This window comes from Modestobacter sp. SYSU DS0904 (assembly GCF_054051115.1).
Window position 1 is genome coordinate 89,112 of the sequence record NZ_JBJHAQ010000001.1, and the last position, 26,796, is coordinate 115,907.

Here is a 26,796-nt window from a genome sequence, read left to right on the forward strand (position 1 = left end):
AGTTCGCACGTCCGCGCCGGCACCGTCCGGCGGGGAGGAGCTCCACCATGAGGATCACCCGCCGACCACCTGCCATCGCGACGAGACGGGCCGCCCGAGCATCCGTCGCCGGCCGGTCGGCACCGTGGCGACCGGGCCTGCCGGTGCTCTCTGCGGTCGCCGTCGTGCTCGCCGTCGCCGCGATCACGCTCGGCCCGGCCGAGGTCGTCGCCGACGCCCGCCGGACCGTGATGGCCGGGCTCGAGGTCCTGCTCGCCCCGTGGGTGGGCACCGTGCCCCGGCATCCGGTCGAGGCGGTGGCGAACACGCTGCTCTTCGTCCCGGTGGGTGCGCTGGCCGCGCTGGTCCTCCGGCGCTCGGGTCCGGCGCTGCCGCTTGCGCTCGGCGCCGCGACGTCGGTGCTGATCGAGCTGGCGCAGGGGGTGCTCCCCGGCCGCGTGCCCGACCTGGTCGACGTGGCCGCCAACACCGCCGGCGCGTCCGTGGGCGTCGTGCTCGTCACCGTGCACCTGGCCGTCGCTCGCCGGGCCGGGCGCCGTCCGCGGCGCGGACTGCGCGTCGCCCTGCTCACCACCCCCGCCCTGATCGCGGGCCTGGCCGGGTGCTCGCAGACCGCACCGGCGGGGGGCGCCGGAGCACCGGTTCCGAGGGTGCCGGACGGGGAAGCGATGACCGTCGAGAACGGCCACGTCGCCGACGGCGAGGAGCTGTCGGCGTTCGCCGACGTCCCGGCCATCACCAACCTGGACAGCGCGCTGCGCATGGCGGTGCAGGACGCGGCCCGGGACGCGACGGCCGACGGGGTGGACTTCCACGTGTCCAGCGGGTGGCGCAGCGCCGACTATCAGCAGGCGCTGTTCGACGCCGCGGTGGCCCGGTACGGCAGCCCGGACGCGGCCCGGGAGTGGGTGCTCGGTCCCGATGAGTCATCCCACGTGACGGGCGATGCGGTCGACATCGGTCCCACGGACGCGATGAGCTGGCTGTCCCAGCACGGGTCGGACTACGGCTTGTGCCAGACCTACGGCAACGAGATGTGGCACTTCGAGCTGGCCGTCGAGCGCGGTGGCGAGTGTCCCGCGCCGGCCGACGACCCCAGCGCCGGCTGACCGCATGACGTCTGCCCGGGAACCGGCCAGCGTCGTCGCGGCACGGCAGCTGGCCGCCGAGGCCCACGAGCGCCGCCGGGTGCTCTCCCGGCCCGCCCCCTCCCGCGCCGATACCCCGCCGATACAGCGGGCTCCCTACCCTCGTCGCATGCGGGTGCTGATCGCCGAGGACGAGCCCTACCTGGCCGATGCCATCCGGGACGGCCTGCGCCTGGAGGCCATCGCCGCCGACGTGGTCCACGACGGGGACAGCGCCCTGGAGAACCTGGCCGTCAACAGCTACGACGTCGTCGTGCTCGACCGGGATCTGCCGGGCACGTCGGGGGACGAGGTCGCCCGCCGGATCGTCGCCGACGGCCTGCCCTGCCGGATCCTCATGCTGACCGCGGCCGACCGGCTGGAGGAGAAGGTCGCCGGCTTCGAGCTCGGCGCCGACGACTACCTCACCAAGCCCTTCGCGATGCGGGAGCTGGTGGTGCGGCTGCGCGCGCTCGGCCGCCGTCCGGTCGACGGCGCGCCCCCGGTGGTGGAGTTCGCCGGCCTGACCCTCGATCCCTTCCGCCGGGAGGTCTACCGCGACGGCCGGTACGTGGGGCTCACCCGCAAGCAGTTCGCGGTGCTGGAGGTGCTGATGGCCGCCCGCGGCGGTGTGGTCAGCGCGGAGTCGCTGCTGGAGCGGGCGTGGGACGAGAACGCGGACCCGTTCACCAACGCCGTCCGGATCACCATCTCCTCCCTCCGCAAGCGCCTGGGCGACCCGTGGCTCATCCACACCGTTCCCGGCAGCGGCTACCGGGTGGGGGCGCCGACGAACGCAATCGACACGAACGGCGCCGACCGCCGGTGAGTGCCCGGCTGCGCCTGACCCTGAGCTACGCAGGTTTCCTGCTCGTCGCCGGACTGGCTCTGGTGGCGGTGCTGGTCTCGGTCATCTGGTTCGTGCCCGAGGGCAACCTCACCGGCGCGGGCGGGTTCATCCCGGACCGGAACGACCTGCTGACCGCTCTGTGGCCGCGGGCCGCGGCAGGACTCGGCGTGCTGGTGGTCGTCGGTCTGATCGGCGGCTGGTTCCTGGCCGGGCGGATGCTCCGACCCCTGCACCTGATCCACACCGTCGCGCGGCAGGTCGCGGCCGGCTCGCTGGAGAACCGGGTGGGCCTGCAGGGCAGTCACGACGAGTTCCGGGAGCTCGCCGACACCTTCGACACCATGCTCGACCGGCTCCAGGCCTCCCTCGACGAGCACCGCCGGTTCGCCGCCAACGCCTCGCACGAACTGCGCACCCCCTATGCAGTCGAACGCGCGATGCTCGACGTCGCGCTCGCCGACCCTGACGGCGTGGACGTCGAACGGCTGCTGCGCCGGCTGGACGAGACGAACCGGCGAGGTACCGAGACGGTGGAGGCGCTGCTGGCCCTGGCTGCCCTCGACCAGGGCCAGACCCCGTCACGTACCCCCGTCGACCTCGCCGAGCTCACCGCCGACGTCGTCGCGGAGCTGACGGCGGTCGCCGATGAGGCCGGGATCGTCATCGAGGCGCACCTGGGCGAGGGCGATCTCGACGGGGCCCAGCCCCTGGTCCGGCAGCTGGTGGCCAACGTGGTGCTCAACGGGATCCGCCACAACACCGGCCCCGGCGGGTGCGTCCAGGTCACGACCGGCACGACCGCCGACGGCCGCGCCCAGCTGCGCGTGGTCAACACCGGTCCGGTGGTCCCACCGCACCTGCTGGCGAAGCTGACCGAACCCTTCGTGCGGGGAGAAGGCCGGACGTCGGCCGGCGGGGGCGGCCTCGTCCCGCCCGGCAGCGGACTCGGGCTGGCGATCGTGGCCAGGGTGGCAGAGGCCCACGGTGGGGCGCTGGAGCTCTCCGCGCCGCCGGAGGGCGGCCTGTCCGTGCGGGTGTCCTTTCCCGCGCCGGGGACGTGACGGTCCGTGGCCGGGCCGCGGGCCTCGGTCGGTTCCAGTGTCCGGTTCTCGTCGAGGCCGACGACGTGGGCAGCCGCCCGCACGGTCCAGCCGTCGGAGAACACGGCCAGGACCTCGAGCAGTGACCGCTCGGCCTGGCCGAGCATGCCGAAACTCCACTCCACCGTTGCTCGCAGGGTGCGCTGCCGCTCGGGACGATCCGCCATGCCCGTCCCGAGCGTGTCCAGCGATCGGGACAGCCGCCGCAGAGAGTCCAGTGCAGGGGTCTCCCGCTGGGCGGGCCCACACCGTCGGACCGTGACCCAACCGGCCACCGCACCGCGATGGCCGCCGCCCGGCAGTCAACCGTCCGCGTCCGGGGGGTCGGCGGTCGACCCCGCATCGGTCTGCAGGCTGTGCCAGGTGCCGTAGGCGACGGCGGCCGCGCCCTCCACGTCGCCGGCGGCGCAGAGCCGGATGAGTTCGTCGTGCTGCGCGACGGATGCGTGACCCTGGGGGGAACCGAACCGGAGCCGCTCCGCCCGGCGCAGCGTGGGGGTGAACTGCTCGAGGACCGTGGCCAGCGCGCGGTTGCCGCAGATGGTCACGGGCACGCCGTGCAGTTCGGCGTCGGCCCGCACGGCCGACTCGACGTCGCCGCTCTCGACGGCGGCGGCGAACCGGCGGTTGGCGTCGCGCATGGTGGTCACGTCCGCCTCGGTGAGGGCGGGGACGGCCTCGCGGACGGCCACCTGGTGCATCGCGGCGACGACGTCCCGGGCGTCCCGGACCTCCCGGACGTCGAGCGGGCAGACGATGGTCGAGCGGCCGGGCTGGGCCAGGACGAGCCCGCTCTGCGCCAGACGCAGCAGTGCCTCGCGGACGGGGGTCCGGCTGACGCCGAGCCATGCGGCGAGTTCCTTGTCCTTGAGCTGCTCACCGGGCTCGAACGTGCCGTTCTCGATGGCGTCGCGGAGTCGGCGGTACACGTCGTCACGGAGCAGGCTGCGATCGAGGCTCGGGGCAGTCCCGGGAGTGGCCACGCAGTACATTGCGCCGCTCCGTGGCCTCTCGGCAACCACAGCCGAGAACGCGAGCGTGGTGACCGGACACCGAGCCCCTCGCCTGGCCGATGGGTAGTCGAATGGGCCGTCACCTGACGTACGCGAGGAGGGGGCGCCGCTTCCTACGGTCGATATATCAGCGCTGACGCGGCCAGTCCGGTCGTCCCGGTCGCTGGGATCGAGAGGAACGACGATGACCATCGACACCGACGAGCGCCGGCCGGCCCAGGAGAAGCCCACCGTGGTGCTCGTGCACGGCGCCTTCGCCGAGTCCGCGAGCTGGAACGGGGTGATCGAGCAGCTCAGGGGCGACGGCTTCCCGGTCATCGCCGCGGCGAACCCGCTCCGGGGCCTGCGCGAAGACGCCGCTCAGCTCCGCAGCATCCTGGACCAGGTGGACGGTCCGATCGTGGTGGCCGGCCACTCCTACGGCGGCTCGGTGATGAGCGTGGCTGCCGCCGGGCACCCCGGCGTCCGGGCGCTCGTGTACGTGGGCAGCTTCCTGCTGGAGGAAGGGGAGAGCACCGGTGAGCTGGCCGGGAAGTTCCCCGGCAACGAACTGGGGTCTGCGCTGGACCCGGTTCCCGTTCCCGACGGGAACGGCGGCACGGTGACCGACCTGTACATCCAGCCGGACAAGTTCCGGCAGGTGTTCGCCGCAGATGTCCCGCCGGAGGTCGCCGAGCTGATGGTCGCGACGCAGCGGCCCATCACCAGCGAGGCGCTGGAGGAGAAGGCGACGGCGGCGGCCTGGCGGACGATCCCGTCCTGGACCCTGGTCACGCGGCAGGACCTCGCCGTCCCGGCCGAGGCGCAGGTCTTCATGGCCCAGCGTGCGCAGTCCACGGCCGTCGAGGTCGACGCCTCCCACGCCGTCGCCGTGTCCCGGCCCGGCGCGGTCGCCGACCTGATCCTCCAGGCCGCCCGCGCGACGGCCGGCTGAGCCGCCGCACCACGACCGTGCCGCCCGCTCCGGGACCCAGCCCGACGGAGCGGTCCCGGGCGGGCGGTACCACCCAGCCACCCAGCCACCCAGCCACCAAGCCACCCAGCCACCCAGCCACCCAGCCACCCAGCCACCCAGCCACCCAGCCACCCAGCCACCCAGCCACCAGGAGGTCGGTGACGGCATGCAGGTCCTCGACCTGATCGGCGTCTTCGCCTTCGCGGTCTCGGGCGCCCTGATGGCGATCGGCCGCGACCACGACGTGGTGGGGATCGCGATCCTGGCGGTGGTCACCGCGCTGGGCGGCGGGATCATCCGCGACCTGGTGCTCGGCGACACGCCCCCTCCGGCGTTCACCAGGTGGCAGTACCTGGTCGTGGCCCTGGCGGCGGCCGGGGTCACGTCCGTCGCCCACCCCTGGCTCGGGCGGCTGAGCAGACACCTGCTCGTCTTCGACGCGGCCGGACTGGGGCTCTTCTGCGTCGCGGGGACCGAGAAGGCGCTCGACCACGGGCTCGCGCCCGTGGCCGCCGCCCTGCTCGGGGTCACGACCGCCGTGGGCGGCGGCGTCCTGCGCGACGTCCTCGCCCGCGAGACGCCAGCGTTGTTCCGGGCTGACTCCGAGCTCTACGCGGTGCCGGCGGTGGTCGGGGCGCTCGTCGTCGGCATCGCCTCGACCTTCGCCGCCTACAGCCCCGCGGTCGGCGCGGGGGTGGCCGCCGCCATCTTCGTCGTCCGCGTGCTCGCCCTGCTGCGCCACTGGCGCGGTCCGCGGGCCCGCAGCGGAGGACGCGCGGCCACCCCGTAGGACGCGCGGCGGTCACGGACGGCGCGTACGCCGGGGACGGGTGCAGCGGGCACGTCGTGGGCGTATGCGGATTCGGAGACGCTTCCCCCCCCGCGGAGGACCCCCGACCACCCGATACGACCCGCCTGCGGCCACGCGATCCCGATCAGGCGATAGCCGAGCCGGACGTGGCGTTGGCGGGGGTTGTAGGTGCCATCGATCCCTTCCAGCGTCGCTGACCCGCCTCGGCCCCGGCTGCCCACAGGTGACGATCCAGGAGGTCCGCAGCGGCCAGCCGCCGATGCGGCCCTTCAGGCAGCGTGCGGAGGTGCCGGCGTCACAAGCGGGAGAACCCCCACCGGCCTCACGGCCGTGGGGATCCAACTCGGTGTCCGAGGGGCGACTCGGTACTTCCGCACACGCCTCACCAGCAGTCGCTCAGCGCCCCGGCCATCCATGGCGACGGATGTAGGGGGAGCGCAGGGCCCGGCGCGCCGCGAGGGGCCTCGGCGCACAGGTCGCTCGCATCGGCGCGCCGCGCAGAGATGATCCGCCTCAGTGACCGCGCCTTGACAGCGACGGTTGTACGACAGACATGTATGTACATGTCTGCTGCGTACTCTGCCCCTGGATCGGCGGCACCCGCACACACTCGGACAACCAGTCGGTCAGCAGCACGGGTAACCTGTGCAGTCCGACGGCGAAGGCGTTGTAGCGGTGGGCGGACGCAGCGAGACGGCCTCTGAGGTCTGGCAGGCGCGCATTGGGCGCGGTCTCGCCGAACAGCTCCGAGCCGATGCAGAGGTCCTCGGACTCGGGGGTCGCACCGATGTCGTCAAGGCTGCTCTCGCCCTGCTGCACCGCCGTGCGGCGGAGGAGCGAATGGCGCGCCAAGTGGACGACTTCTACGGCGATGCGACGCCACCCCTCCCGCTCGGAGTCATGTCGCCCGATGACAGCGCCTGAGCCTTTTCGAGGGCAGGTCTGGGACGTCGACTTCGAGTTCGGCAGCCATCCGGCCGTCGTCGTGAGCGTCAACCCCATGAACAGCCGGCTGGGTCACGTGGCAGTCATCCCGATCACCGGTACGAAAGGGCCGCCGCGACGCACATCCCACTCGATGCCGACGCCGGCCTCACGAGGTACGATGAATCGTTCGCCGACGTGACGTCGTTGCGCCCGGTCGCGCGCGGACGGTTGGAGGGGATGCGCGGCCTGCTGGCACTCGCAGACATGGCGAGGATCGAGACACAGCTGCGCACCTACCTCGGCCTCTGACCGGTATGAGGTCAGGTCCTCGAACGTGATGCCGACGCCCAGGCTCTCGACGAGCTTCTCCTTCCGCCGAGTCGAGACCCCGAGCAGGTAGCAGGTCGCGACCACCGTCGTCAGCGCCCGCTCGGCCCGGCGGCGGCGTTCCAGCAGCCAGTCCGGGAAGTACGAGCCGGATCGGAGCTTGGGGATGACGATGTCCAGGGTGCCGGCGCGGGTGTCGAAGTCCCGGTGCCGGTAGCCGTTGCGCACGTTGGTGCGCTCGGCTGAGCGGGCGCCGTACTCGGCGCCACAGACCGCGTCGGCCTCGGCGGACATGAGCGTGCGCCCGGAAGGGCGGCGCCTCGAGGCTGTGCCCGAGCGCGGGGCGACTGTCACGAGCCATCGGTGATCCGACGTCCGGGCACGCCGGCCGATCTCGCCGGCACGGCCTCCTGCCGGGCACCGTCGGGGCCCTTCGCCGGGCGCACCAGCCGCCCCCGTCGCGCCGTCCTCCTCCGGGGCTTCTGATGGCATCCGTCGCGGTGGGCGGCGCCCGGACCGGACGCGGCCCGCACGACCACGGGTCGGAGCCCACGGCTGCGGCGCGCCGGGGTGCGCTGATCTCCTGCCAGGGCGAGTGCAGCCTGGTCAACCGCGGAGAACACGGCCAAGGCCCGGGTCACGCCGGGTCGGTCGCGGTCCGACTCGCCGCCACACCCAGGGACCCGGGGATCCGGGGGGCCGCAGGCGGACAGAGCTGATGCCCCATGCGCTCCTGCTTGGTCCGCAGGTAGCGCACGTTGTGCGGCGTGGGTTGGGTGGGCAACGGGACCCGCTCCACCAGTTCGACGCCGTGTCCTTCCAGCCCGCCGTACTTGGCCGGATTGTTGGTCATGAGCCGGATGCGCCTGATCCCGAGGTCGGTGAGGATCTGTGCGCCCACCCCGTAGCTGCGAGAGTCCACGGGCAGTCCCTGGGCCAGGTTGGCGTCCACGGTGTCCAGACCCTCCTCCTGCAGGGCGTAGGCGCGGATCTTGTGGCCCAGCCCGATCCCACGTCCCTCGTGCCCGCGGAGGTAGACGACCGCCCCGCAGCCGGCGGTGGCCACCGCCTGGAGGGCCTGCTCGAGCTGGGTCCCGCAGTCGCATCGCAGTGAGCCCAGGATGTCGCCGGTGAGGCACTCGCTGTGCACGCGGACGAGCACCCCGGCGTCGCTGCGACCGACCTCGGCGACGTCGCCCATCACCAGCGCCAGGTGCTCCGTGGCGTCGAGCCTGTTGCGGTAGGCGACGGCCCGGAAGCAGCCGAACTCGGTCGGCATGGTCGAACTGGCGATCGGCACGACGAGACGCTCGGTCGCGCGGCGGTGGCGGACCAGGTCGGCGATGCGGAGGACGGGCAGGTCGTGCGTAGCCGCGAACGACAGGAGGTCATCCCCTGTCCGCATGCTGCCGTCGTCGGCGACCAGCTCACTGATGACGCCGACCCCCGAGAGGCCGGCAATCGTGAGGAGGTCCACGGTGGCTTCGGTGTGGCCGCCCCGGACGAGGACTCCGCCGGTACGAGCCCGCAGCGGGAAGACATGGCCGGGGCGCCGTAGCTGGTCCGGGCGGAGAGCCGGGTCGGCCAACGCCTGCGCGGTGGCTGTGCGCGCGGATGCCGAGACCCCCGTGCCGGTGCCGACCAGGTCCACCGAGACCGTGAATGCGGTCTCGTGGGCGTCGGTGTTGTCGCTCACCATCGGTGGCAGACGGAGGTCGTCGGCGCGCTCGGCGCTCATGGGGACGCAGACGATGCCCGTGGTGTGCCGGACGAGGAAGGCCATCTGTTCCGCGGTGATCGTTTCCGCGGCCAGGACGAGGTCTCCCTCGTTCTCCCGGTCGGCGTCGTCGACTACAACCACCATCCCACCCTGGGCCAGGGTGGCGACGGCGTGCTGGACGGCCTCGGCGGCCGTGTGGTCGGTGATCACGACGGGTCCAACGCGGCGTGGGTCCCGAAGAGCCGACCGTGGTACGTCAGCGGCTGGCCGGTGAGCGTCTCCGCGGCGATCACCCGGCCGAGGACGAGGACGTGATCGCCACCGTCGACGATCTGGCCGGCCTCGCAGGCCAGCCAACCGGGCGCGCCCGGCAACCGGGGCAGGTCCTGGTCGGCCTCCCACCGGATCCCCTCGAACTTGCCAGTGCCGCCCTTGCGGGCGAACGCCAGCGCCAGCCAGGACTGGTCGGCGCCCAGCACGTTGACCCCGAAGCGGCGGCACTCCCGGATCAGCGCCAGCAGCTCCGAGCCCCTGTCCAGGGACACCAGCACCATCGGCGGGCTCATGGACAGAGACGCAAAGGCGCTCACCGTCGTCCCGTGCGGCAGGCCGTCGGCCATGCTGGTCACCACAGACACCGGCGTGGCGACGCCGGCCATGACTTCCCGGAAGTCGGTCTGCAGGTTGCTGTCGGCGATCTCGGTCATCGGGAGCCTCCCGGCGTGAGCGGTTCGTACGGGTACGTGGTCAGGTGGACGGGCGCACGCTGGGCCGGTGCCTTCGCGGGCGATGGGGTGCGGCGGCAGCAGCTGGATCCGCACAGGCCCCTGCTCACTCGACCGCCATGGGGAGGCCGGCTTCGATCCGGGCGTGCCGCTGGGCGATCTGCGGGAGGAACTCCTCATGCGTCAGCAGGTAGAGCTGATCGGCCCGGATGGCGTCGAGGACCATCGCGCCGACGTCCTCCGGCTCCAGCCACCGGAACGAACGACCGCTGGCGCCGAGGTCCATCTCGTACAAGGCGGAGGCCCCGGTGCCCGGCTTCGTCCGCAGACTGCTCTTGATGTTGCTGTGGACGGTTCCCGGGAGGAGCGCCGTCGCACCGACGTGTGAGCCGGCCGCCACCAGCTCGGCGGCCAGGACCTCGGTCAACCCCAGCACCGCGGCCTTGCTGGCGACGTAGGCAGCCGCGTTCGGCGGCGCGATCATCACCGACATCGATGACGTGTTCACCACATGACCCCAGTCGGAGTTGCGCTCCAGCACCGGCAGGAAGGCCTGCACCCCGTGGATGACGCCGTAGAGGTTGACGTCGAGGACGAAGCGCCAGTCGTCCTGGGTCATCGCTGCGGTGGCCGCGAACGGTCCGACGCCGGCGTTGTTGCAGACCACGTGGACCTCCCCGTACTCGGCCACGGCCCGGTCGGCCAGGGCACCGACGCTGTCCGGGTCGGTCACGTCGGTCCGCACGCCGAGCACGCCCAACTCCTCCGCGGTGGCGGTCAGGGCGGCCTGGTCGACGTCGGCGATGACCACGTGGCACCCCGCTGACAGGAATGCCTTCGCGAGGCCCTTGCCGATGCCGGAGGCGCCTCCCGTCACGACGGCGGTCGTGCCGGTGAAGTCGACAGAGCGTGTCATCGGTTCTCCTTGCGCGTGCGGGAGCCGGCTGCTCGCCGGCAATGACGGATCAGTGCAGCTGGTAACGCTTGAGCTTGCGGTAGACGGTGGCGCGCGAGATGCCCAGACGTTCGGCGACGGCGTTGCGGTCCCCTCCGGCCGCGCGCAGGGCCGCCATCAGCACGTCGCGTTCGGCCCGGTGGACCTCGTCCAGCGGGCTGCGGTTCCTGCTGGGGCCGTACTGCGCCGGGAGGTCGGGCAGATCGATCGTCAGGCTCGTGGTGCGGATCCTCGCGCTGGTCAGCACCTGGACGAGCTGGCGTACGTTGCCTGGCCAGTCGCCGGCGGCCAGCGCGGCGAGCGCTCGCGGAGCGAGGGCGACCGGCTCGTCGGGACGGCCGAGGCCGGTGAGCAGGTCCTCGCACAGCTCCGCGAACTCGTCGCGGCGCTCCCGCAGTGGCGGGACGGTCAACGTGACGGGGAAGGTCTCCCGGAGCAGCGGCGCGGCGTCGTCGCTCCAGCTCTCGTGGGCTGTGGTGCCGATGACCGGCCCGGGGACGCGGGTGATGAGGTCGGCCACGGTCGGCGCCAGCTCGGACGGCACCTCGGTCACGTGACTGATCAGCACCGCGGTGGCACCGGACCGGACGCTCGCACAGAGCTGATCGGCCCAATCGCGCGGAGCCCGGTGGGCGAGCGTGCCGTCGAGCTCGACGATCGTCCCGTGTCCCGTGGCGGAGGTCAGCGCCCGTCTTGCTTCGTGCCGCTTGCCGGATCCTCGCTCGCCGGTCAGCAGGACCGGATGACCTGCCGAGAGCGCGCGGTCCAGGGAAGCCCGGACGTCGGCCGCTGTCTCAGTGCGATCGCCCGTCCACCCGCGAGCGCGCCTGCCGTCGGCGCCGCTGTCCGATCTCTCCACCGGCACGAGAACGAGGACAGCTGCGTACTCGCCCCTGGGCCGGGACACCGGAAGGACCTCGATCCGCACGGTCGCACCGCTGCGCAGCCGCCGTCGCAGCGTGCGTCCGGCCGCGCCCGAGTCCGCCGCAACGCTCCGCAGGAGTTCCTCATCGGCGTCGCAGACCAGGTCGCGGGCTCCGTTGCTGGCCACGTACACGCGCGAGCTCACCCCGACGATCGCTCCGCCGAAACGGCGCTGGGCACTGGAGAAGGCGTCGAAGAACTCGCGCTCGACGTCGGTCCGGCTGGCCAGCAGCTGGGTCTCGATCGACCGGCCGATCTCCACGACGAGGGGAAGAATGGCCGCGGAGCCGTACTCACGGCGGCAGTGCACGCCCAGGGTGCCGGCGTACCGCTTGGTGAACGGATCCCGGATCACGACTCCGGTCGTCGTCAGCATCTCCGCGTCGGTGCGGAAGTGCTCGCTGCCGGAGATGACGACGGGCCGCTGCAGCTCGTGGGCACAGCCGAGCCCCGTCGTTCCGATGATCTCCTCCGCCACGCATGCCCCCAGGTGGGGCATCAACTGGTGGATCCGGCCGTCTCCGGGGAAGTCGCCGACGACGGCCGTCAGCAGCCGGCAGGCCCGATCGGTGAGGAACCCGATCGAGTTCAGGTCCGAGATCTGGTCCTTGAGCCGGTTCATGATCGGCTGGGCCACGGCGGCGAGGCGCGTGCTGGACCGGAACTCCGGGTCCACCGGGAAGCCGGTCGACCCGGGATCGACTCCGGCGATCATCGAGCGACGCCAGGAGGAGACGACCTCCGGGCGGACGTGCGGGTGGTCAGCGGGGGACACCTTGAACGGGTCCCGGCCCAGCACGTCCTCCTTGGCCTCCCGGACCCGGTCCCACTCAACGGCGGTCCGCGGTACCGGAACGGGGTCCATGGCTCTCCTCTGGATGGATCAGTGCGCTGTTCGGGCCATGCCCCGTCGATCGCCGGGCCGACGGGGCATGGCACGAACCTCCCGGAAGGGTGGCTGGGGAGGTACCGCAGCCTCGGGACAGGTGACGTGGAGGCGATGCGGCGGGACGGCGCTTCCGTGCGTCCTCCCCGCCGCACCGGTCAGGCCGGAACGCCGACCGGCGTGGCGTCGAGGTTGCGGGCCTTGGGCAGCACCTCGCGGGCGAACAGTTCCAGGCTGGCCTGCGCCTGGTCGTACGGCATCCCGCCGAACGACGGGGACAGCGAGAGCTCGAAGTCGCCCAGGATGTCGTGGATCCCCTCGATCTGCCGGAGGATCTGCTCCGGGGTGCCCCAGAGGGCGGTCGCGGCGTAGTCGTTGGCTGCCTTCTCCAGACCGATCTCCCGGAAGCGCGCCGCGCCGGCGGCGTACCGCTCGTGACCCTTCAGCCCGTCGAAGTGCTTACCGGCCATCTCGTAGTGCTCGACGTTCGCCATGAAGAACCGGTTGACGTACTGGAAGTGCCGCTCCCGCGCCACCTCCGGGTCCTCATGGCAGTACATGTTCACGCTGAGGGCGATGGGCGGGGCAGTCTCACCGTGGAACTCCTGGTAGAGCTCGCGGTACCTGGTGAAGGTTTCCATGAGGTCGGGCACCGGCCGCACGATGAAGGCCATCATGGCGGCTCGCAGTTTGGCCGCCATGACCACCGAGTCCGGTGAGCCGGCGACGACGTACCGACGGTCGAGGAAGGAGCTGCGGGCCCGGGGCCGCAACTCCGCGCGTGGCTGGGGGTAGTAAGGGCCGTCACCCTCCATGACCCCGGTCTCCAGAGCCTCGAAGATCATCGGCGCCGCCTCGTCGAAACGGTCCCGTGTCTCGTCGAGGGTGATCCGGAAGGGCTCGTACTCCTTGCGGGACAGACCGCGGCCCAGGCCCAGCAGCAGTCGTCCCTCGGAGAGGGTGTCGACCATGAGGGCCTTCTCCGCCACCCGCAGCGGGTTGTTCCACGGCACGATGACCGCGGCCGTGCCGAGTTTGATGGTGGACGTGCGACCCGCCAGGTGTGCCAGCACGAGCAGGTTGTCCGGGCAGACCGAGTAGTCCTCGAAGTGGTGCTCGACGATCCACACGACGTCGTAGCCCAGGGCCTCCGCCTGGACCGCCAGGTCCATCTCTCCTGCGTACATCTGCTGGTCGGTCAGCTCGGGGTCGAGCACCCCGAAACCCAGGTTGATACCGATGCTTATCACGGTTGATGCACCTTCCGTATGGTCCGTTGCTCCTCGACCGCAGTGGGTCCCGACCCATCCCCGGCCGGGATGGAACGACCGTCTCCGTCGTCTCCGGGGCCTGTGATCCAGGCCACGCCGCGGTGATGGGAGCAACGCTACGGACAGCACGCGCTCCTGCCGTCTCACTTTTGAGACGAGTTCCACTCCGGACGTCGGTAGCGTGCCTCGCAACGGGGAGGCGCCCGGGCCGTCAGAGGCTGCGTGCGGCGGCCGTCCCAGCGCGTCTGTCCAGCTGCGGATGTGGTCGACGGTGAAACTGCCAGTGGGGGAGGAGGCCGTTCGGTGCCTCGGCCGGCACCCGTGGCTGGCTGGCACGTCGGCGACTGCGTACCAGGCCAGGCCCGGGAGAGCTGTCACCGTCGACCCGGCAGATGCAGCGAGGACCTCCGCCTGCCGGTGCGTCCGACGACCCGGTCCCACCCTCGCCCCGATCCACCAGCCACGAGAGGTAGCCAGTGAGCGACAACGAAGTCCACGTTCACCGCGGAGTGATGGTCCCCATGCGCGACGGTGCCCGGCTCGCAGCGGACGTCTTCCGGCCGGCCGATGCCGGGCCGCTGCCCGCGGTGCTGGTGCGCACTGCCTACGGACGGTCCACCCGGGAGTTCGCGATGACCGATTACCCGCGGATCGCTGCCGCTGGGTTCGTCGTCGTGGTCCAGGACAAGCGGGGCCGATTCGATTCGGAGGGCGATTACCACCTGCTGCACGACGACGGCATCGGCGAGCACCAGGACGGGTACGACACCGTGGAGTGGGTCGCCGCTCAGCCGTGGTGTTCTGGCGAGGTGGGGGCCTTCGGGATCTCCTACCTGGGCCAGACCGTGCTCGGAGCCGCCACCGCTGCGCCGCCGTCCCTGCGTGCCGCCGTCCCCACCCAGCCGTCGAGCGACGAGTTCACCGACCGTACGTTCGTCGACGGCGTGCTGAGTCCGTTCAGCGGCACCTGGGCGGTGCTGCCCATGGTCAGCGACGACCTGATCGCGAAGCTGCCCGCCGACCAGCGGGAGCGGGCCGAGGCAGAACGCAACGAGTACTTGTCGGGGCTCCCGGCGATCAGCGCGAGCATCCCGCTCCTCGATCAGCCGTTCTTGCGCCTCTTCCCGCAGGTCTGGGGGGATGCGCTGCTGCACCGGGACGATCCGGGGTTCTTCGCCGAGAGCCGGTTCGGCGTGGAGGAGGCGGCGCGGGTGCGCGTGCCGCTGTTGCACGTCGGCGGCTGGTTCGACGTCTTCACGAGGAACAGCGCCCGGCAGTACGGCCTGGTCAGCGAGCACGGGCACGACCAGCACGTGCGCGAGGGACAGCGGCTCGTCCTCGGTCCGTTCAGCCACGGCGGCCTCTCGAGCAACGAGGTCGGCGGGCGTCGATTCCCTGATGGTGCGATCGACTACATCGGCCTCGTGATCGAATGGCTGGGGCGCTGGCTGCGGGGTGAGGAGCCGTCACGCCCGGACCACCGCGTCATCATCTACGTCCTCGGGGCCGATCGCTGGCGGGCCGAGGCGGAGTGGCCTCCTCCTGGCGTGTCACCCGGCGTCTTTGCGCTCGGCGCTGACGGAGGGCTCGTGCCGGGGGCCGGCGAGGCCGGGACCCGCACGTTCCACTACGACCCGGAAGAGCCGTACACGGGCGGCCTGCTGCAGAACGTGGGCATGGCGGACCTGTCGGAGCTGCACACCGGCGACGACGTCTTGGTCTACACGAGTGAGCCGTTCGACCGGGAGGTCGAGTTCACCGGTTCGCCGGAGGCGGTGCTCCACATCGCGACCACCGCAACGGACGCGGACTGGGTCGTGGAACTGCACGCCGTCGACGAGAAGGGCTCATCCCGGCTGGTCAACGAGGGCGTTGCGCGGGCGAGGTACCGCGGGTCCCGCTCGGCGCCGCAGCCGGTCGAGCCCGGGCGGGTGGAGGAGTACGTGGTCGGGATGCGCCCGATGAGCGTCCAGCTGCCCGCGGGCGAGCGGCTCCGGGTGGTCGTGACGGCGGGCAAGTACCCCGCGTACGAGCGGCACCCGCAGTCGTACGTCGATCTGACCACCGTCGAGGAGAGCGGGTTCGCTGCCGCCGACCACACGGTCCACTCCGGCCCGGACGCGCCGTCGCGGATCGTCCTCCCGGTCGTCGAGCCGGAGGCGCGGGGCGAGTGGATCGACAACCCGTGGCCGTTCCCGGCCCGGATCGCCCCCACACCCACCGTCGAGCGATCAGTCGCCGAGCTGCTGGGCTGAACTGGGACCGTGGGGCCCTCTCTGTTGGGGGCCCCACGGCCGGAGCCATGGGGGCGCCCCTGCAGCAGGTGGTCCACGACCCGCTGCGGATGTCCCGTGGCACCTGGTGGGGCCCGCTCGGGCAGGCCGAGGAGAAGCGGATGAGCCTGCAACGGGGTGCGCGGGGGGTGGCCGCCCGTACGACGCTCGTCCGGTGCGGCCCGCAGTGGTCGTGGAGCGCCCGGCTCACGTGCGCCGGACCCGGGGAGCTCAGCGCCCTCCGGCTACCGGGCCGCCGACGTCCGAGACCGGCGAGGGCGGCGGTCACCGCAGGCGCGGCCGTGGCGGCCTGCCGTGCAGGCAGGCGGAGGTCATCACGCTCCCGGCGTCTCGATCGGATGACCAGCATCTCTGCTGAGTGCAGTTGTGCTGGTCAGCCGCCGATGAGCTCCTTGAGCGGGTGCGGGTCGGTGTCGACGGCCTGCTGGAGAAGTCGGTAGAAGAAGGCCGTCAGTGCAGGTCTCAGGGAGGCTGCGTTCACCGCGCAGAGCCAGTCCCGCCGAGGGTGTCCTCGGTCGCTCGCGTGCTCCGGGACATCCCAGCACCGCTACGCGGGGTGTCGGGGGCACAACGGACCCACCGCGGGATCGACCTCGCTGCGGCGCTGCTCGGTCGCCGTCGGGGTCCGGGACGATCACGTGCATGACCAGGGCAGCGACACCCCGAGTCGGGCGCTTCAGTCGGCGGCACCCGGCTCAGAACTCCAGGACTATGCGACCACGAAGTCCTCCGCGTTCGAGGCACACGTGGGCCTCGGCGGCCCTGGCTGCGGGCACGACGTCGACCACGCGGGGTGTCAGCGTGCCTGCGGAGACCTCGCGGGCCAGTAGACCGACCAGGTCACCCCGCTTGCTGTAGTCCGAGACGCGGACCTCGTGCACGGTCATGCCCTCAGGAATCCGGCCCGGCCAGGGGCGGACCGCAGCCACCGCGCCGCCGACGGCGATCGCGGGGACCAGCTCGTCGTGCAGACAGGCGGCGTCGACGACCGCCTTGGCAGTACCACCCAGGACGTTGGGCAGGCGCGTCGCGATGCCGTCACCGCGCGGGATCAGGACGTGGGCGCCCAGCTCGTCGAGGAAGTCGAAGTCTCGCGGTGAGGCGATCGCGACCACCCGTACTCCCTGGCGCACCGCTAGCTGGAGGGTGTAGGAGCCGAGCACACCGGCGGCCCCAGTCACCACGATCTCTGGTGCAGGTCCGAGCAGGTCGAGAGCACGCAGTGCCGTCAGGCCGTTCATGGTGACCGTCGAGGCCTCGGCCAAGCCGACATTGTCGGGTACCACCGCGGCCGAGGCGGCCGGTACGACGACGTACTCGGCGTAGGCGCCTCCGGCCGGACGACTCGCCAAGACGACCGCCATCACTCGGTCACCCACCGTGAAACCTTCGACCGCTGGCCCGACCTCGTCGACGACGCCGGCCAGGTCCATGCCGGGGATGTAGGGAGGCCTCCTGCCGGCCAGAAGTGTGGCGCCGCCGGATGCGCCGTCGCGGATCGCGGTGTCGGCAGGGTTGAGGGCCGCGTAGGCGACCTTGACGCGAATCTCCCCGGGGCCGGCGTGCGGCGTGGGAACGCGCAGCACCTCGAGCACGCCGGGGCCGCCGAAGCGCATGGCTCCGACGGCCCTCATGGTGCCGGGGGCGTCCATCTCAGGCCGGCGCAAGGCAAGTGGTCGTCCGCGACTCGTGCACGTACGGACCTTAACCCGGGGCTGTCGCGGTCGGGTCCCGCTGCCGGTGCACCTGACAACGGACGTAACTTCCGCTCGAAGGCATCAAGCTTTCGAGGGACGACCCACGCCCGCGTCCAGTGCACCCGGCACGGGCCGCGAGGTCACGGATCGCTTCGCCGCGCTGTTGCAGGGCTGACTTCGGCATGAAGTATCGCGCGGCAAAGCCGAGGCCCTGACAGCGAAACACCCCGGGTCCCTGAGCTGCAGGAACACCGGGGTGAGGTTGTGTCCGAGGGGGGACACGGTACTTCCGCACACGCCTGATCCCCGGTGCCTGAGCTGGTGAGCCCTGAGCGTCAGCGTGGTGGGGGCGCCCCGAACTAACGCGACCTCCGAAGCCGCCGCGGTCGCCTTCGTCGGCTCGCCCGGCGACTCCTACGACTACGGGGCTCTCCGCTGTGTCCAAGCGGGAGCTGACCATCGGTGATCAGGAGCCGTGCGACCCGCAGCTTCACAGGTAGGGAGTCAACCGAACCCTGGGCAGCCCCATCCGGTCCTGCCGGAGCCAGGAGTAGATCGTCTGCTCGCTGATCTCCAGGTCGAAGGCCACCACGGAGACCTTGCGCTCAGAAGCCACCAGATCCAAAACCTTGCGCCGGAACTCCGGCGGATACCCACGTCGTTCCACAGCCCCTCCTCAGGGGTCAGGTGGCACGAAGATCCAACAATCGGGCTCCACGAAACAAGGGGCTGACCAACGAGTCGACCGAAGTCGGGGCAGTCCCGGGGGATGTCCATCTACGACAACTGGCTCACCGTGACGAGTGCAGGCAAGCCAATGTTGCGGAGTCTGAGGTCGTCGGCGCGCTCCTGGCGGACGTCGACCTCGACCGGTTGACTGGCTTCGGGAGCACACGCAGGAGATGGTGTTCCCGAAGCCATACTCCTCGATCCCGGGCATGCTCCGGAATCGCCGGCCCGAGCTGTACAGCGAGATCAGGCGCCGCGGGAGGATCTGTACGACTTCACCTTCTACGCACACCAGTCGAGTTCGGCGTCCCGGCCAGCTGACATCGCAGAAGCTGGGCTGCAGAGACGGTGAGGTGCCTCACCGACCAGAAGCGGCTGCCGGTGCCCCGGTGACGGAGCAGCCGAGCCCGCGCCCGCGCTGAGCTCCTCGCGCGCTCGGCGGACGAACGTTCTCGCCGTCCGAGTGCCGGAGTCGGTCCCCGGTGCTCCGGCGGCGTACCGCAACCCTGGGCGACCTGGTGGCGCTCTGACCTAAAACATCACGTTGATCGTCTTTTGCTCGGTGTAGCTGAGCAGTTCGTCGAGGCCTTCCTCGCGGCCGATCCCGGACCCCTTTACGCCGCCGTAGGGCACGTTGGCGAAGTGGCGGGAGGAGCCGTTGATCCAGGTGAAGCCGGCTTCGAGTTCCCGCACGACCCGATGCGCCCGACTGACGTCCGAGGTCCAGACACTGGCGGTCAGCCCGAGCGGGACGCCATTGGCGATCTCGATCGCCTCGTCCTCGGTGTCGAACGGGACAACCGCCAGGACGGGCCCGAACACCTCCTCCTGGGCAATCCGCATTTCCGGTGTCACCCCGGTGAGGACGGTCGGCGCGACGTAGAGGCCCCGCGTGAGGCCGGGCACGTCGGGCCGGCCTCCACCGGTCACGACCCGGGCGCCGTCCGCGACGGCGATGTCGATGTACTTCAGCGCCCGCTCGTACTGGCGACGGTTGATCATCGGTCCCTGCTGGCAGCCGTCGTCCAGGGGGTTGCCGATGCGCCGTGACTCGATCAATCGCACGACCCGAACCACCAGGTCGTCGTGCACTTCGCGCTGTACGAGCAGCCGTGAGTTCGACGTGCAGGATTGACCGGACCACAGCAGATTCATGCCGTTCACAGCGCCCGCGGCAGCGGCGTCGAGATTGGCGTCGGCGAAGACGACCATCGGGTTCTTGCCGCCCAGCTCGAGCGACACGTCCTTGACGCTGGTCTCGGCGGCGGCGCGCTGGATGGCCCGGCCGGTCGGTTCCGAGCCGATGAAACCGATCCGCCGGACAAGTGGGTGCCGCACGAGAGCTTCGGGCACCGCCGGCCCGTCCCCGGCCACGACGGACAGGACCCCCGGGGGGAAGACGTCGACCGCGAGCTCCGCCAGGCGCAAGGCCGACAGCGGCGCCGCCTCCGGCGGCTTGAGGATGGTGGGGTTGCCCGCCACCAGCGACGTTCCCACTTTGCACGCGAACATCAGCGGGTGGTTGAACGGCACGATCCGAACGACCACGCCGACCGGCTCTCGCACGGTGACGTGCAGTGCGTTGGTCGCCGGGATGCTCTCGCCCTTGAGCTCGAGCGCCTGCCCGGCGACGAGTCGCAGCGCCGCTACGGCTGCGGCGACGTCGCCCCGGGAGTTGGTGATGGGTGAGCCGGCGTCGATGCAATCCAGCAGTGCGAGTTCCTCGGCGTTGGCCTCGACGAGGTCGGCGAGCCGGCGGACCAGCGCCGCCCGCTCCAAGGCCGGGGTGAGGCGCCACTCCCGGCGGGCGGCGCTGGCGGCCTCGACAGCGGCGGCGGCGTCGCCCACCGTGGCGTCGGGGACCTCAGCGATCACGGTTTCGGTGACGGGACTGGTCCGGCGGAACGTCGCCCCGGACGCGGCGGGGCGCAACATCCCGCCGATCAGCAACCGCCACTCGTGGTCGAGGGCCCGCCGCACCTCGGGTGGGAGGGGAACCTCCCTCTGCTCCGTCACGGCCACTCCCCGCTCTCAGTTGTGAAGGTGCCCCCGGCGACCGCGGGCGCCTGACGGCGGCGCCAGCGGTCGCCGGGGGAGGCGTCGCTGTCGATGCTCAGTGGGCGACGGGCGGGCGAGTGCTCACCGTGGCGCGGATCGAGGTCTGCACGTGACGCTCGACGGCCTGCTTGGCGGTCCCGCCGTTCTCCTCGCCCCAGATGATGCTCACCGCGGTCCCATCCTGGGCGTCCGCCTCGTCGACCATGGCCACGGACAGCCACGCGCCCGCGTTGACGGTGTAGCCGCACATGTTGGAGATGCCCACGAGGCGGCCGTCGATCACGACGGAATCGGTCTGGACCCGGGCGTACCGCGCCAAGGGGGTGTCGAGGTACTTCGCCCGGTTCTCCCCGCCGAACAGGCTGCTGGCGTACACGCGGGCGACGTCCTCGTCGTGCCAGCGGAGCCACACCTTCTTCTTGTGCGGCTGGTCGGCGACCTGCTCGAGTGCGCTTCGGCCGATGAAGTCGTGGTCGAACCTCACCAGGTGTCCGTAGCCGAAGTCGTACGGGGTCACGTAATAGTCCTCGATGTCCTCGGACCGGAAGCTGCCCCCGACGGAGAGCGTGCCCTCGTACCCGTTGCCCGGGAGCCACTCGCGGTAGGCCTTCAACCGCTCGCCCGTGTAGACCGCTGCGGTCGGCTGAGCCTGGTATCCCGACTCGATGCTGCCGGTGTAGTACGCGAGGGCCCCACCGCGGACGAGACCGAACTCCTCACCGGCGCTCAACAGGGCGTCCAAGAACCGCTTCCCCTCCGCCGCCGGACCCCAGATCTCCATGCCCATGGTCTCGGCGCCGGGCACGCCCGCCATGGTGTGCGACAGCGCCCGGACTGGCACCCCACCGACGGTGAACTCGGTCATGCGGAAGAACGGGACCTGCTCGATCGGACCGCCGTGCGCCTTCTCCAGGATCTGCCGGGCGGTGGGTCCCTCGATCTCGTAGCGGAAAGTGAGACGCTGGGGGTTGTCGTCGGCCGTTCGCTCGTCCCGGACGACCTCGACGTCATAGCCGCCGATCTCGGCCTGGTACTGGACCCAGTTCGCCGCGGCAGCGGGGCCCACCAGGTTGGCCTGGTCCTCCTCGAGGCCGAACAGGACCGCCGTGCCGATCATGTGGCCGTCTTCGTTGCAGGTGACGAAGTGCTTCGCTCGGTTCCGTCCGTACGTGGCGAAGCTGTTCGTTCCGGTGTCCGACAAGAGGCGCTTGACGTCCGGTCCGCGGAAGTACACATCGGTCATGTGGTGCGACTGGTCGAAGAGCACGGCCGTCTTGTGGATGGCCTCCTGCTCGTCCTGCCAGTTCGTGTGCTCGGCCGGGTACGGGAACTTGAATCGCTTGGCGGGGGATTCCCGCAGCATCCGCACCGGGTTCCCGACGCGCTGGATCTTGTTCTCGAGACTCTCGGTCGACATACCGGGTTCCTCTCGCAGGGAGGTCGTCTGGTGGCTGCCATCGGGGCGGGCAGCGGCACACGGTGGACTCAGGTGCTGGCATCGGCGAGAAGCGGTCACGCTCCTCCCGCTGGCCGCGAGAATGGTGATCTGCGGCACCCGACCCTTGGTGGGCCGGGCAGCGGATTCCTTTCAGCGCGATTCTGGAGTGGTCTCGGGAAATCGCGCGGGAAGTATTCCTGGTGCAGGCCGATCATGTCCGGCACGCGCGCTCTCCGGTGAGAGACAGCTATTCCGCCTACGAACTTTCTGCCTGCGGCTGTAACGTAGATCTCGTGAAGGGCGGTGTCAAGCTCGGATGGAACGAAGCCGTCGGCCGATCGAGCGGAGGTGTCTCGGACGCCCCGGTGGGCTAGGCGGGCTCGCCGACTACGGCCCGTGGATCGGGCCAGTGCTCGGGCTTGCCATCGTCGGCCGCGACCAGGCGGCTCAGGCCCTGGGTGAACGTCGTCCGTCGAGCGGCGTCGAGTGGTTCCAGGTACACGGCCTCGACCTCTCTCACCGAGTCGGCCACCTCGCGGAGCAGGTCGTGACCCTCGTAGGTCAGGCGGAGGACCCGGCGCCGGCCATCCGCCGGGTCGCGAAACCTCCCGATCAGGCGCTGGCGCGACAGTCGGTCGAGCATGTCGGTCAGGCTCGCCTTGTCCAGGCTGATCAGCTCGCCCAGCGTGCGCTGGTGGATGTCGCCGCTCCGGTGGAGTGCGCTCAGTGCCAGCCACTGGACGTGCGTTACAGCGGAGACGTGCTGCGACCAGAGTCTGCCGTGGCGCTGGAGGGAGCCGCGCAGAAGTCGGCCCAGCCCCCAGTGGACGTTCATCGGCGGGCGGACGCCGTCGGGACTGGGGTTGACGTAATTCCTCGGCACCTCGCTCCGTCCTGCGTGGGCGGTGGCCCGCAGGAGCTGCAGAAACTCCTCCCGCCGCTCCATCGGGATGGGGCTCAGGACACGCTCGTTGCCCTCGAGAATTAGCGGCGTGGCCTCGTACACGAGGGCGATCGCTGCTGGCGTCGGCCGTAGCTCGTCGCGGCGCAGGTCCTCCGGCTTCCGGGAAACTACGACCAGCTGCTTCTCGGCCAGTCGGTTGACGATGTCGGCCACGGTCGACTTATCCACGAAGGTCGCTGCCGTGACGCTGCGCTGGTCGATGCCCGGCACGCCCACCACGGCGCCGAGCACGGAGAACTGAGGGCGGGTCAGTCCGTAGATTTGCCCCAGGTCCAGGACCCGGGACTGCCGCTGGTGCAGCCGCCTGAGCATCTGGCCCACCGTGGTGTTCCCGTCCTCGGGTGGTGTCTCGTGGTGGGGATCCCCGGCGCGCACGGCCAGACGGTAATGGCTGTGACGCCGTCTCCGTGTGCGGGTGGGTCCGCACGTGGGTCGTCGGCCGGTGCGCCACGGCCTCGCCCGAGCGCCGTTCCAGTGGTGCCATCCGGCGGCTTGGTCGGCTTGTGCGGAGGACGCGGACGTGAGCCTTGACACAGATCCGTACGAGACCTACGTTACACCGCGACCAAACAAGTTCGTACGCGGATGGCCTGTTCGGCGCTCCGTGCCTCTGTTCCGAGGTGGGACCTGGAAATTTGGCCCACCGAGCTTGAGCGCGGCATTCGTCGTGCGTTCCTGCAACTTCCAGCGCCTGTGAAAGGAATCGACGCATGCTTTCCAAGTGGGCCCTTTCCCGCGGACCGAGACGTCTTACCACCGTGACTTGTCTGGTCTCCGTGGCGATGCTGACCGCGGCCTGCAGCGGTGGTGACAGCGGTGGTGGGGGCGGGGACGCCTCGAACTTCCCGACGGAAGACATCCGTGCGGTCATCCCCTTCGGGGCCGGTGGGGGCACCGACGGCGACGCCCGTGCGGTGCTCGAGCCGATGAACGAACTGGTCGACGTCTCGGTGGTCCCGGAGAACATCGCTGGCGGCGGCGGGACCCTCGGCCTGATCGAGGCGATGTCCGCGGCGCCGGACGGGCACACTCTCGGCCTGGTGTTCCCCTCGATCCACGCTTTCGGCCAGGTCGCGCAGGACGCGCCCTACGACCTGACCGAGATGCAGTACGTCGGTGGCTTCCGCGAGCAGTGGAACGTGGTCGGTGTGGCTGCCTCGTCCGGTATCGAGACCTTCGACGAGCTGCTCGAGCACGGGCGGCAGCAGGGCCAGCTGATCGTGGTGAGCGGCCCGGCGAGCAACTACCTGGTCACCGCCAAGCAGATCACCGACCTGGCCGACGCCGAGTTCGACTCGTTGGGTTTCGAGGGAGTGCCGCAGGCGTTCGCGGGTCTGGCGGCCGGCGACGGCGACTTCTGGATGGGCGGGGAGGCGGCAGCGCTGAGCTTCGGGGAGGACATGAACGTCCTGGCCGTGGCCGCCCCCGAGCGTCTCGAAGGCCTGCCGGACGTCCCGACGCTGGAGGAGCTCGGGCACGACCTCTACCTGGACCCGATCTCGGCGGGCTTCGCCGTGCACCCGGAGACGGACCCGGCGATCGTCGAGGAGCTGCAGCGCCTGCTGGAGGAGGCCGTCGACAGTTCCGCGGTGCAGGAGTACGTCGAGCGAACGGACGCCGCCATCAGCTACGTGCCGGCCGACGAGTTCCGCGACAGCGTGATCGAGGCAGTGGAGGCCGCGCAGGAGAACGAGGACGTCCTGACCGGCTGATCCCGCCAGCGGGACCAGTCGGCCGGTGGGCCCGGGTGGCCGTGGACAGCCACCCGGGGCACGGATGGGCCGCCGTGCGCGAGAGCACGACGAACGAAAGGGGTGAAGGCGATGGTGGGATCGAGCAGGTATGGCCCGATCGTCCTGGTTGGGGCGATGCTGGCGCTGGGGGGGCTCTACCTCGGGGCGACGATCGCGGCCGATCGGGCGTTCGAATCCAAGATCTTTCCGCTGGCCTGCGGCATCGTCATCGTCATCCTGCTGGCGTGGGAGGGGGGCAGCATGCTGGCGCGGCGAGCCCCGGCGGTGGACGCCCAGACCGCGCGGACCATCGACGACGTGCCGCCGCCGGTCGAACCCGGGACGAGCCCGGGCGAGGCCGCGCCGCAGCAGTCCACCGGCACCGGGCCCCGGAAGGTCATGACGTTCCTCGGGTTGATCGTGCTGATCTCGCTGTTCGCCTACGTCGCCACCCAGGTCGACTACGTGCTCGGTACGGCGCTGTTCATGGTGGCGTGCATGTGGCTGATCGCTCCCGAGCGTCGTTCATGGACGGCGATCGTCCTCGTCTCGGCCGCCTCCGTGGTCGGAGTGAACCTCATCTTCGTGCAGGTCCTGTCGATCCGCCTGCCGTCCGTCATTCCCGGTCTCTAGCCAGCGGCCTCACCGGCCCTCCGACACAAGCGCACCAAGGACTGCCTTCATGATCGATTCAATACTCTCGGGGTTCGAGCAACTGACTTTCGTCGCCGGCCTGTGGGTGGTGGCCGGGGTCCTCCTGGGCATGGTGTTCGGCGTCCTGCCTGGCCTGGGGTCGGTGGCCGGCATGACCGTCGTCCTCCCGCTGACCTACGGGATGGACCAGACGTCGGCCTTTGCCTTCCTGGTCGGGATCTACATGGGCGCGGTCTACGGCGGATCGGTCACAGCGATCATGCTTAGGATCCCGGGGGATGCCGGCTCGATCGCCACCGTCTTCGACGGGTACGCGCTCACCGAGCAAGGCAAGAGCAAGTACGCCCTCGGTGCCTCGATCATGGCGTCCGTGAGCGGCGCCATCCTGGGCGGGATCGCCCTGCTCCTGCTGCTGCCGGTTTTCGGTGTCGCCGCACTGGCCCTCGACTCCGCCGCGTACTTCTGGATCATCCTCATCGCGCTGATCTTCATCGCCCAGGCCGTCAAGAAGAACGTGCGCAAGGGGCTGATCGCGGCAACGGCGGGCCTGATTCTCGGCACGATCGGCATCGACCCCCTGGTGAGCACGGCGCGGTACACCCTGGGGAGCTCCTACCTGCTCGGGGGGTTCCCCCTGCTGCCGCTGGTGCTGGGGGTGTTCGGCATCGCCCACATGCTCGGGCTGGCGCAGTCGCGCGCCGGGGGCATCCGTCATGTCGACAGGGCGTCGGGTGGTCGGATGAGCGAGGGGGTCTGGGCGGTCTTCCGCCACTGGAAGGTCACCGGCCGCTCGACCGCCATCGGGATCGCCACCGGCGCACTCCCCGGCCTCGGCGCATCGAGCGGCAACCTCATTGCCTACTCCAGCGCGCAGCGGCAGGCCGGCCGCGACGGCCGCTTCGGCCAGGGGGACATCCGCGGGGTGATCGCCCCGGAGTCGTGCAACAACGCCACGGTGGCGCCCTCGCTGATACCGACGCTCACCCTCGGCGTGCCGGGCACCGTGTCGGCCGCCGTCCTGATGGGGGCGCTCGTCCTGCACGGGCTGACTCCGGGCCGCGAGCTCGTCCGCGACCACTCCGACGTGTTGTACGGCATCGTCCTGTTCATGCTGCTCAGCGGCCTCGTGCTGCTGCCGGCAGCGCTCGGCGCCGTCAGCACGCTCGCCCGGATCAGCTCCGTCCCGGGGCACATCCTCGTCCCGGTCATCACCGTCCTGCTGGTCTTCGGCGTGTTCAGCGACCGGCGCCTGATCGAAGACGTGCTGCTGCTCGTCGGGATCGGCGTCGTGGCCTACTTCCTGGAGCTCTACGGCTTCGCCCCGGCACCGCTGCTGATTGCGTTCATCCTCGGTCCGATCCTGGAGGTCAACCTGCGCCGTGCGCTCCTCGTCGGCGGCGGGAATGCCACGGCACTGTTTGACGGGCCGATCCACTGGATTCTGGCGATCGTCGCGCTCCTGCTCGTGATCCGGCCGCTGCTGTACCGACCGTTGCAGCGCCGGCAGCCAGCGGAGGAGGCCCCGTCGACCCCTGACCGGAGGGACGAGACCACTCGGTCGGCGTGACAGCCAGGCTCACGCCTCATCCGATCCCTGTCCCCACCAGGGCCGCACTCAGCAACCGAAGGAGACATCCT

General features: G+C 70.8%; 22 protein-coding genes and 1 pseudogene. 10 read left to right on the forward strand and 13 right to left on the reverse strand.

The features are described 5' to 3' along the window. Nucleotides 1–143 precede the first annotated feature (143 nt). The 3 genes from ACI79U_RS00430 (at nt 144) to ACI79U_RS00440 (ending at nt 3,038) form a co-directional block, all read left to right on the forward strand. The gene (locus tag ACI79U_RS00430; RefSeq protein ID WP_457065270.1) at nt 144–1,109 is read left to right on the forward strand and encodes a VanZ family protein; all 966 of its coding nucleotides are present in this window, start codon (nt 144–146) and stop codon (nt 1,107–1,109) included. A gap of 148 nt (nt 1,110–1,257) precedes the next feature. Further along, nucleotides 1,258–1,956 (forward strand): response regulator transcription factor, encoded by a 699-nt coding sequence (locus ACI79U_RS00435; protein ID WP_457065268.1) that lies wholly within the window; start codon nt 1,258–1,260, stop codon nt 1,954–1,956. Beyond that, nucleotides 1,953–3,038 carry a sensor histidine kinase gene (locus ACI79U_RS00440; protein ID WP_457065266.1) on the forward strand — a complete coding sequence of 362 codons (1,086 nt, stop codon included), beginning with the start codon at nt 1,953–1,955 and terminating at the stop codon, nt 3,036–3,038. Before ACI79U_RS00435 ends, ACI79U_RS00440 begins: the two co-directional genes overlap by 4 nt. Nucleotides 3,039–3,379: 341 nt before the next feature. On the opposite strand, the gene ACI79U_RS00445 is transcribed toward ACI79U_RS00440, so the two are convergent. Further along, entirely contained in the window at nt 3,380–4,006 is a 627-nt protein-coding gene (locus ACI79U_RS00445; protein ID WP_457065264.1) for a GntR family transcriptional regulator, read from the reverse strand. A 268-nt stretch (nt 4,007–4,274) separates the two neighbouring features. Here ACI79U_RS00445 and ACI79U_RS00450 point away from each other — a divergent pair, with 268 nt between their 5' ends. Further along, nucleotides 4,275–5,024 (forward strand): alpha/beta fold hydrolase, encoded by a 750-nt coding sequence (locus ACI79U_RS00450; protein ID WP_457065262.1) that lies wholly within the window; start codon nt 4,275–4,277, stop codon nt 5,022–5,024. 187 nt (nt 5,025–5,211) lie between these two features. After that, on the forward strand, nt 5,212–5,835 hold the full coding sequence (locus ACI79U_RS00455; protein WP_457065260.1) for a trimeric intracellular cation channel family protein: 624 nt from the start codon (nt 5,212–5,214) through the stop codon (nt 5,833–5,835). Nucleotides 5,836–6,369: 534 nt separating this feature from the next. Here ACI79U_RS00455 and ACI79U_RS00460 read toward each other — a convergent pair. After that, on the reverse strand, nt 6,370–6,858 hold the full coding sequence (locus ACI79U_RS00460) for a hypothetical protein (RefSeq protein WP_457065452.1): 489 nt from the start codon (nt 6,856–6,858) through the stop codon (nt 6,370–6,372). Between ACI79U_RS00460 and ACI79U_RS00465 the strand changes: the two genes are divergently transcribed. Then, a complete protein-coding gene (locus ACI79U_RS00465; RefSeq protein WP_457065446.1) occupies nt 6,767–6,982 on the forward strand; it encodes a type II toxin-antitoxin system PemK/MazF family toxin in 216 nt (71 codons plus the stop codon). The two genes, ACI79U_RS00460 and ACI79U_RS00465, sit on opposite strands and share 92 nt — an antisense overlap. Nucleotides 6,983–7,125: 143 nt before the next feature. On the opposite strand, the pseudogene ACI79U_RS00470 reads toward ACI79U_RS00465, so the two are convergent. The 6 genes and pseudogenes from ACI79U_RS00470 to ACI79U_RS00495 all read right to left on the reverse strand — a co-directional run. After that, nucleotides 7,126–7,410 (reverse strand): annotated as a pseudogene (locus tag ACI79U_RS00470) (transposase); the annotation flags it as partial. A gap of 337 nt (nt 7,411–7,747) precedes the next feature. After that, complete coding sequence (locus tag ACI79U_RS00475) at nt 7,748–9,040, reverse strand: bifunctional 3,4-dihydroxy-2-butanone-4-phosphate synthase/GTP cyclohydrolase II (RefSeq protein ID WP_457065257.1); 1,293 nt, start codon at nt 9,038–9,040, stop codon at nt 7,748–7,750. After that, the gene (locus ACI79U_RS00480; protein WP_457065255.1) at nt 9,037–9,537 is read right to left on the reverse strand and encodes a flavin reductase family protein; all 501 of its coding nucleotides are present in this window, start codon (nt 9,535–9,537) and stop codon (nt 9,037–9,039) included. Before ACI79U_RS00480 ends, ACI79U_RS00475 begins: the two co-directional genes overlap by 4 nt. 124 nt (nt 9,538–9,661) lie before the next feature. Beyond that, nucleotides 9,662–10,471: an SDR family NAD(P)-dependent oxidoreductase gene (locus ACI79U_RS00485; protein ID WP_457065253.1), complete on the reverse strand. Its 810-nt coding sequence runs from the start codon at nt 10,469–10,471 to the stop codon at nt 9,662–9,664. Nucleotides 10,472–10,520: 49 nt separating this feature from the next. Beyond that, nucleotides 10,521–12,299 carry a helix-turn-helix domain-containing protein gene (locus tag ACI79U_RS00490; RefSeq protein WP_457065251.1) on the reverse strand — a complete coding sequence of 593 codons (1,779 nt, stop codon included), beginning with the start codon at nt 12,297–12,299 and terminating at the stop codon, nt 10,521–10,523. 179 nt (nt 12,300–12,478) lie between these two features. Then, nucleotides 12,479–13,570, reverse strand: a complete 1,092-nt coding sequence (locus tag ACI79U_RS00495; RefSeq protein WP_457065248.1) for an LLM class flavin-dependent oxidoreductase — start codon at nt 13,568–13,570, stop codon at nt 12,479–12,481. Nucleotides 13,571–14,112: 542 nt separating this feature from the next. Here ACI79U_RS00495 and ACI79U_RS00500 point away from each other — a divergent pair. Further along, nucleotides 14,113–15,846: a CocE/NonD family hydrolase gene (locus ACI79U_RS00500; protein WP_457065246.1), complete on the forward strand. Its 1,734-nt coding sequence runs from the start codon at nt 14,113–14,115 to the stop codon at nt 15,844–15,846. Nucleotides 15,847–16,580: 734 nt separating this feature from the next. Here the strand turns inward: ACI79U_RS00500 and ACI79U_RS00505 are convergent. From ACI79U_RS00505 to ACI79U_RS00525, 5 genes are all read right to left on the reverse strand, one after another. Next, complete coding sequence (locus tag ACI79U_RS00505; RefSeq protein WP_457065243.1) at nt 16,581–17,501, reverse strand: NADP-dependent oxidoreductase; 921 nt, start codon at nt 17,499–17,501, stop codon at nt 16,581–16,583. A gap of 571 nt (nt 17,502–18,072) precedes the next feature. Continuing rightward, nucleotides 18,073–18,249: a transposase gene (locus ACI79U_RS00510; RefSeq protein ID WP_457065241.1), complete on the reverse strand. Its 177-nt coding sequence runs from the start codon at nt 18,247–18,249 to the stop codon at nt 18,073–18,075. A 593-nt stretch (nt 18,250–18,842) separates the two neighbouring features. Further along, entirely contained in the window at nt 18,843–20,327 is a 1,485-nt protein-coding gene (locus ACI79U_RS00515) for an aldehyde dehydrogenase family protein (RefSeq protein WP_457065239.1), read from the reverse strand. Nucleotides 20,328–20,424: 97 nt separating this feature from the next. Continuing rightward, the gene (locus ACI79U_RS00520; protein ID WP_457065237.1) at nt 20,425–21,786 is read right to left on the reverse strand and encodes an aminomethyl transferase family protein; all 1,362 of its coding nucleotides are present in this window, start codon (nt 21,784–21,786) and stop codon (nt 20,425–20,427) included. Between the two features lie 391 nt (nt 21,787–22,177). Then, a complete protein-coding gene (locus ACI79U_RS00525; RefSeq protein WP_457065235.1) occupies nt 22,178–23,146 on the reverse strand; it encodes a MarR family winged helix-turn-helix transcriptional regulator in 969 nt (322 codons plus the stop codon). Nucleotides 23,147–23,553: 407 nt separating this feature from the next. On the opposite strand from ACI79U_RS00525, the gene ACI79U_RS00530 reads away from it, so the two are divergent. The 3 genes from ACI79U_RS00530 (at nt 23,554) to ACI79U_RS00540 (ending at nt 26,725) form a co-directional block, all read left to right on the forward strand. After that, a complete protein-coding gene (locus ACI79U_RS00530) occupies nt 23,554–24,483 on the forward strand; it encodes a tripartite tricarboxylate transporter substrate-binding protein (RefSeq protein ID WP_457065444.1) in 930 nt (309 codons plus the stop codon). 111 nt (nt 24,484–24,594) lie between these two features. Then, entirely contained in the window at nt 24,595–25,137 is a 543-nt protein-coding gene (locus tag ACI79U_RS00535) for a tripartite tricarboxylate transporter TctB family protein (RefSeq protein ID WP_457065442.1), read from the forward strand. Nucleotides 25,138–25,246: 109 nt separating this feature from the next. Then, complete coding sequence (locus ACI79U_RS00540) at nt 25,247–26,725, forward strand: tripartite tricarboxylate transporter permease (protein WP_457065232.1); 1,479 nt, start codon at nt 25,247–25,249, stop codon at nt 26,723–26,725. Nucleotides 26,726–26,796 lie beyond the last annotated feature (71 nt).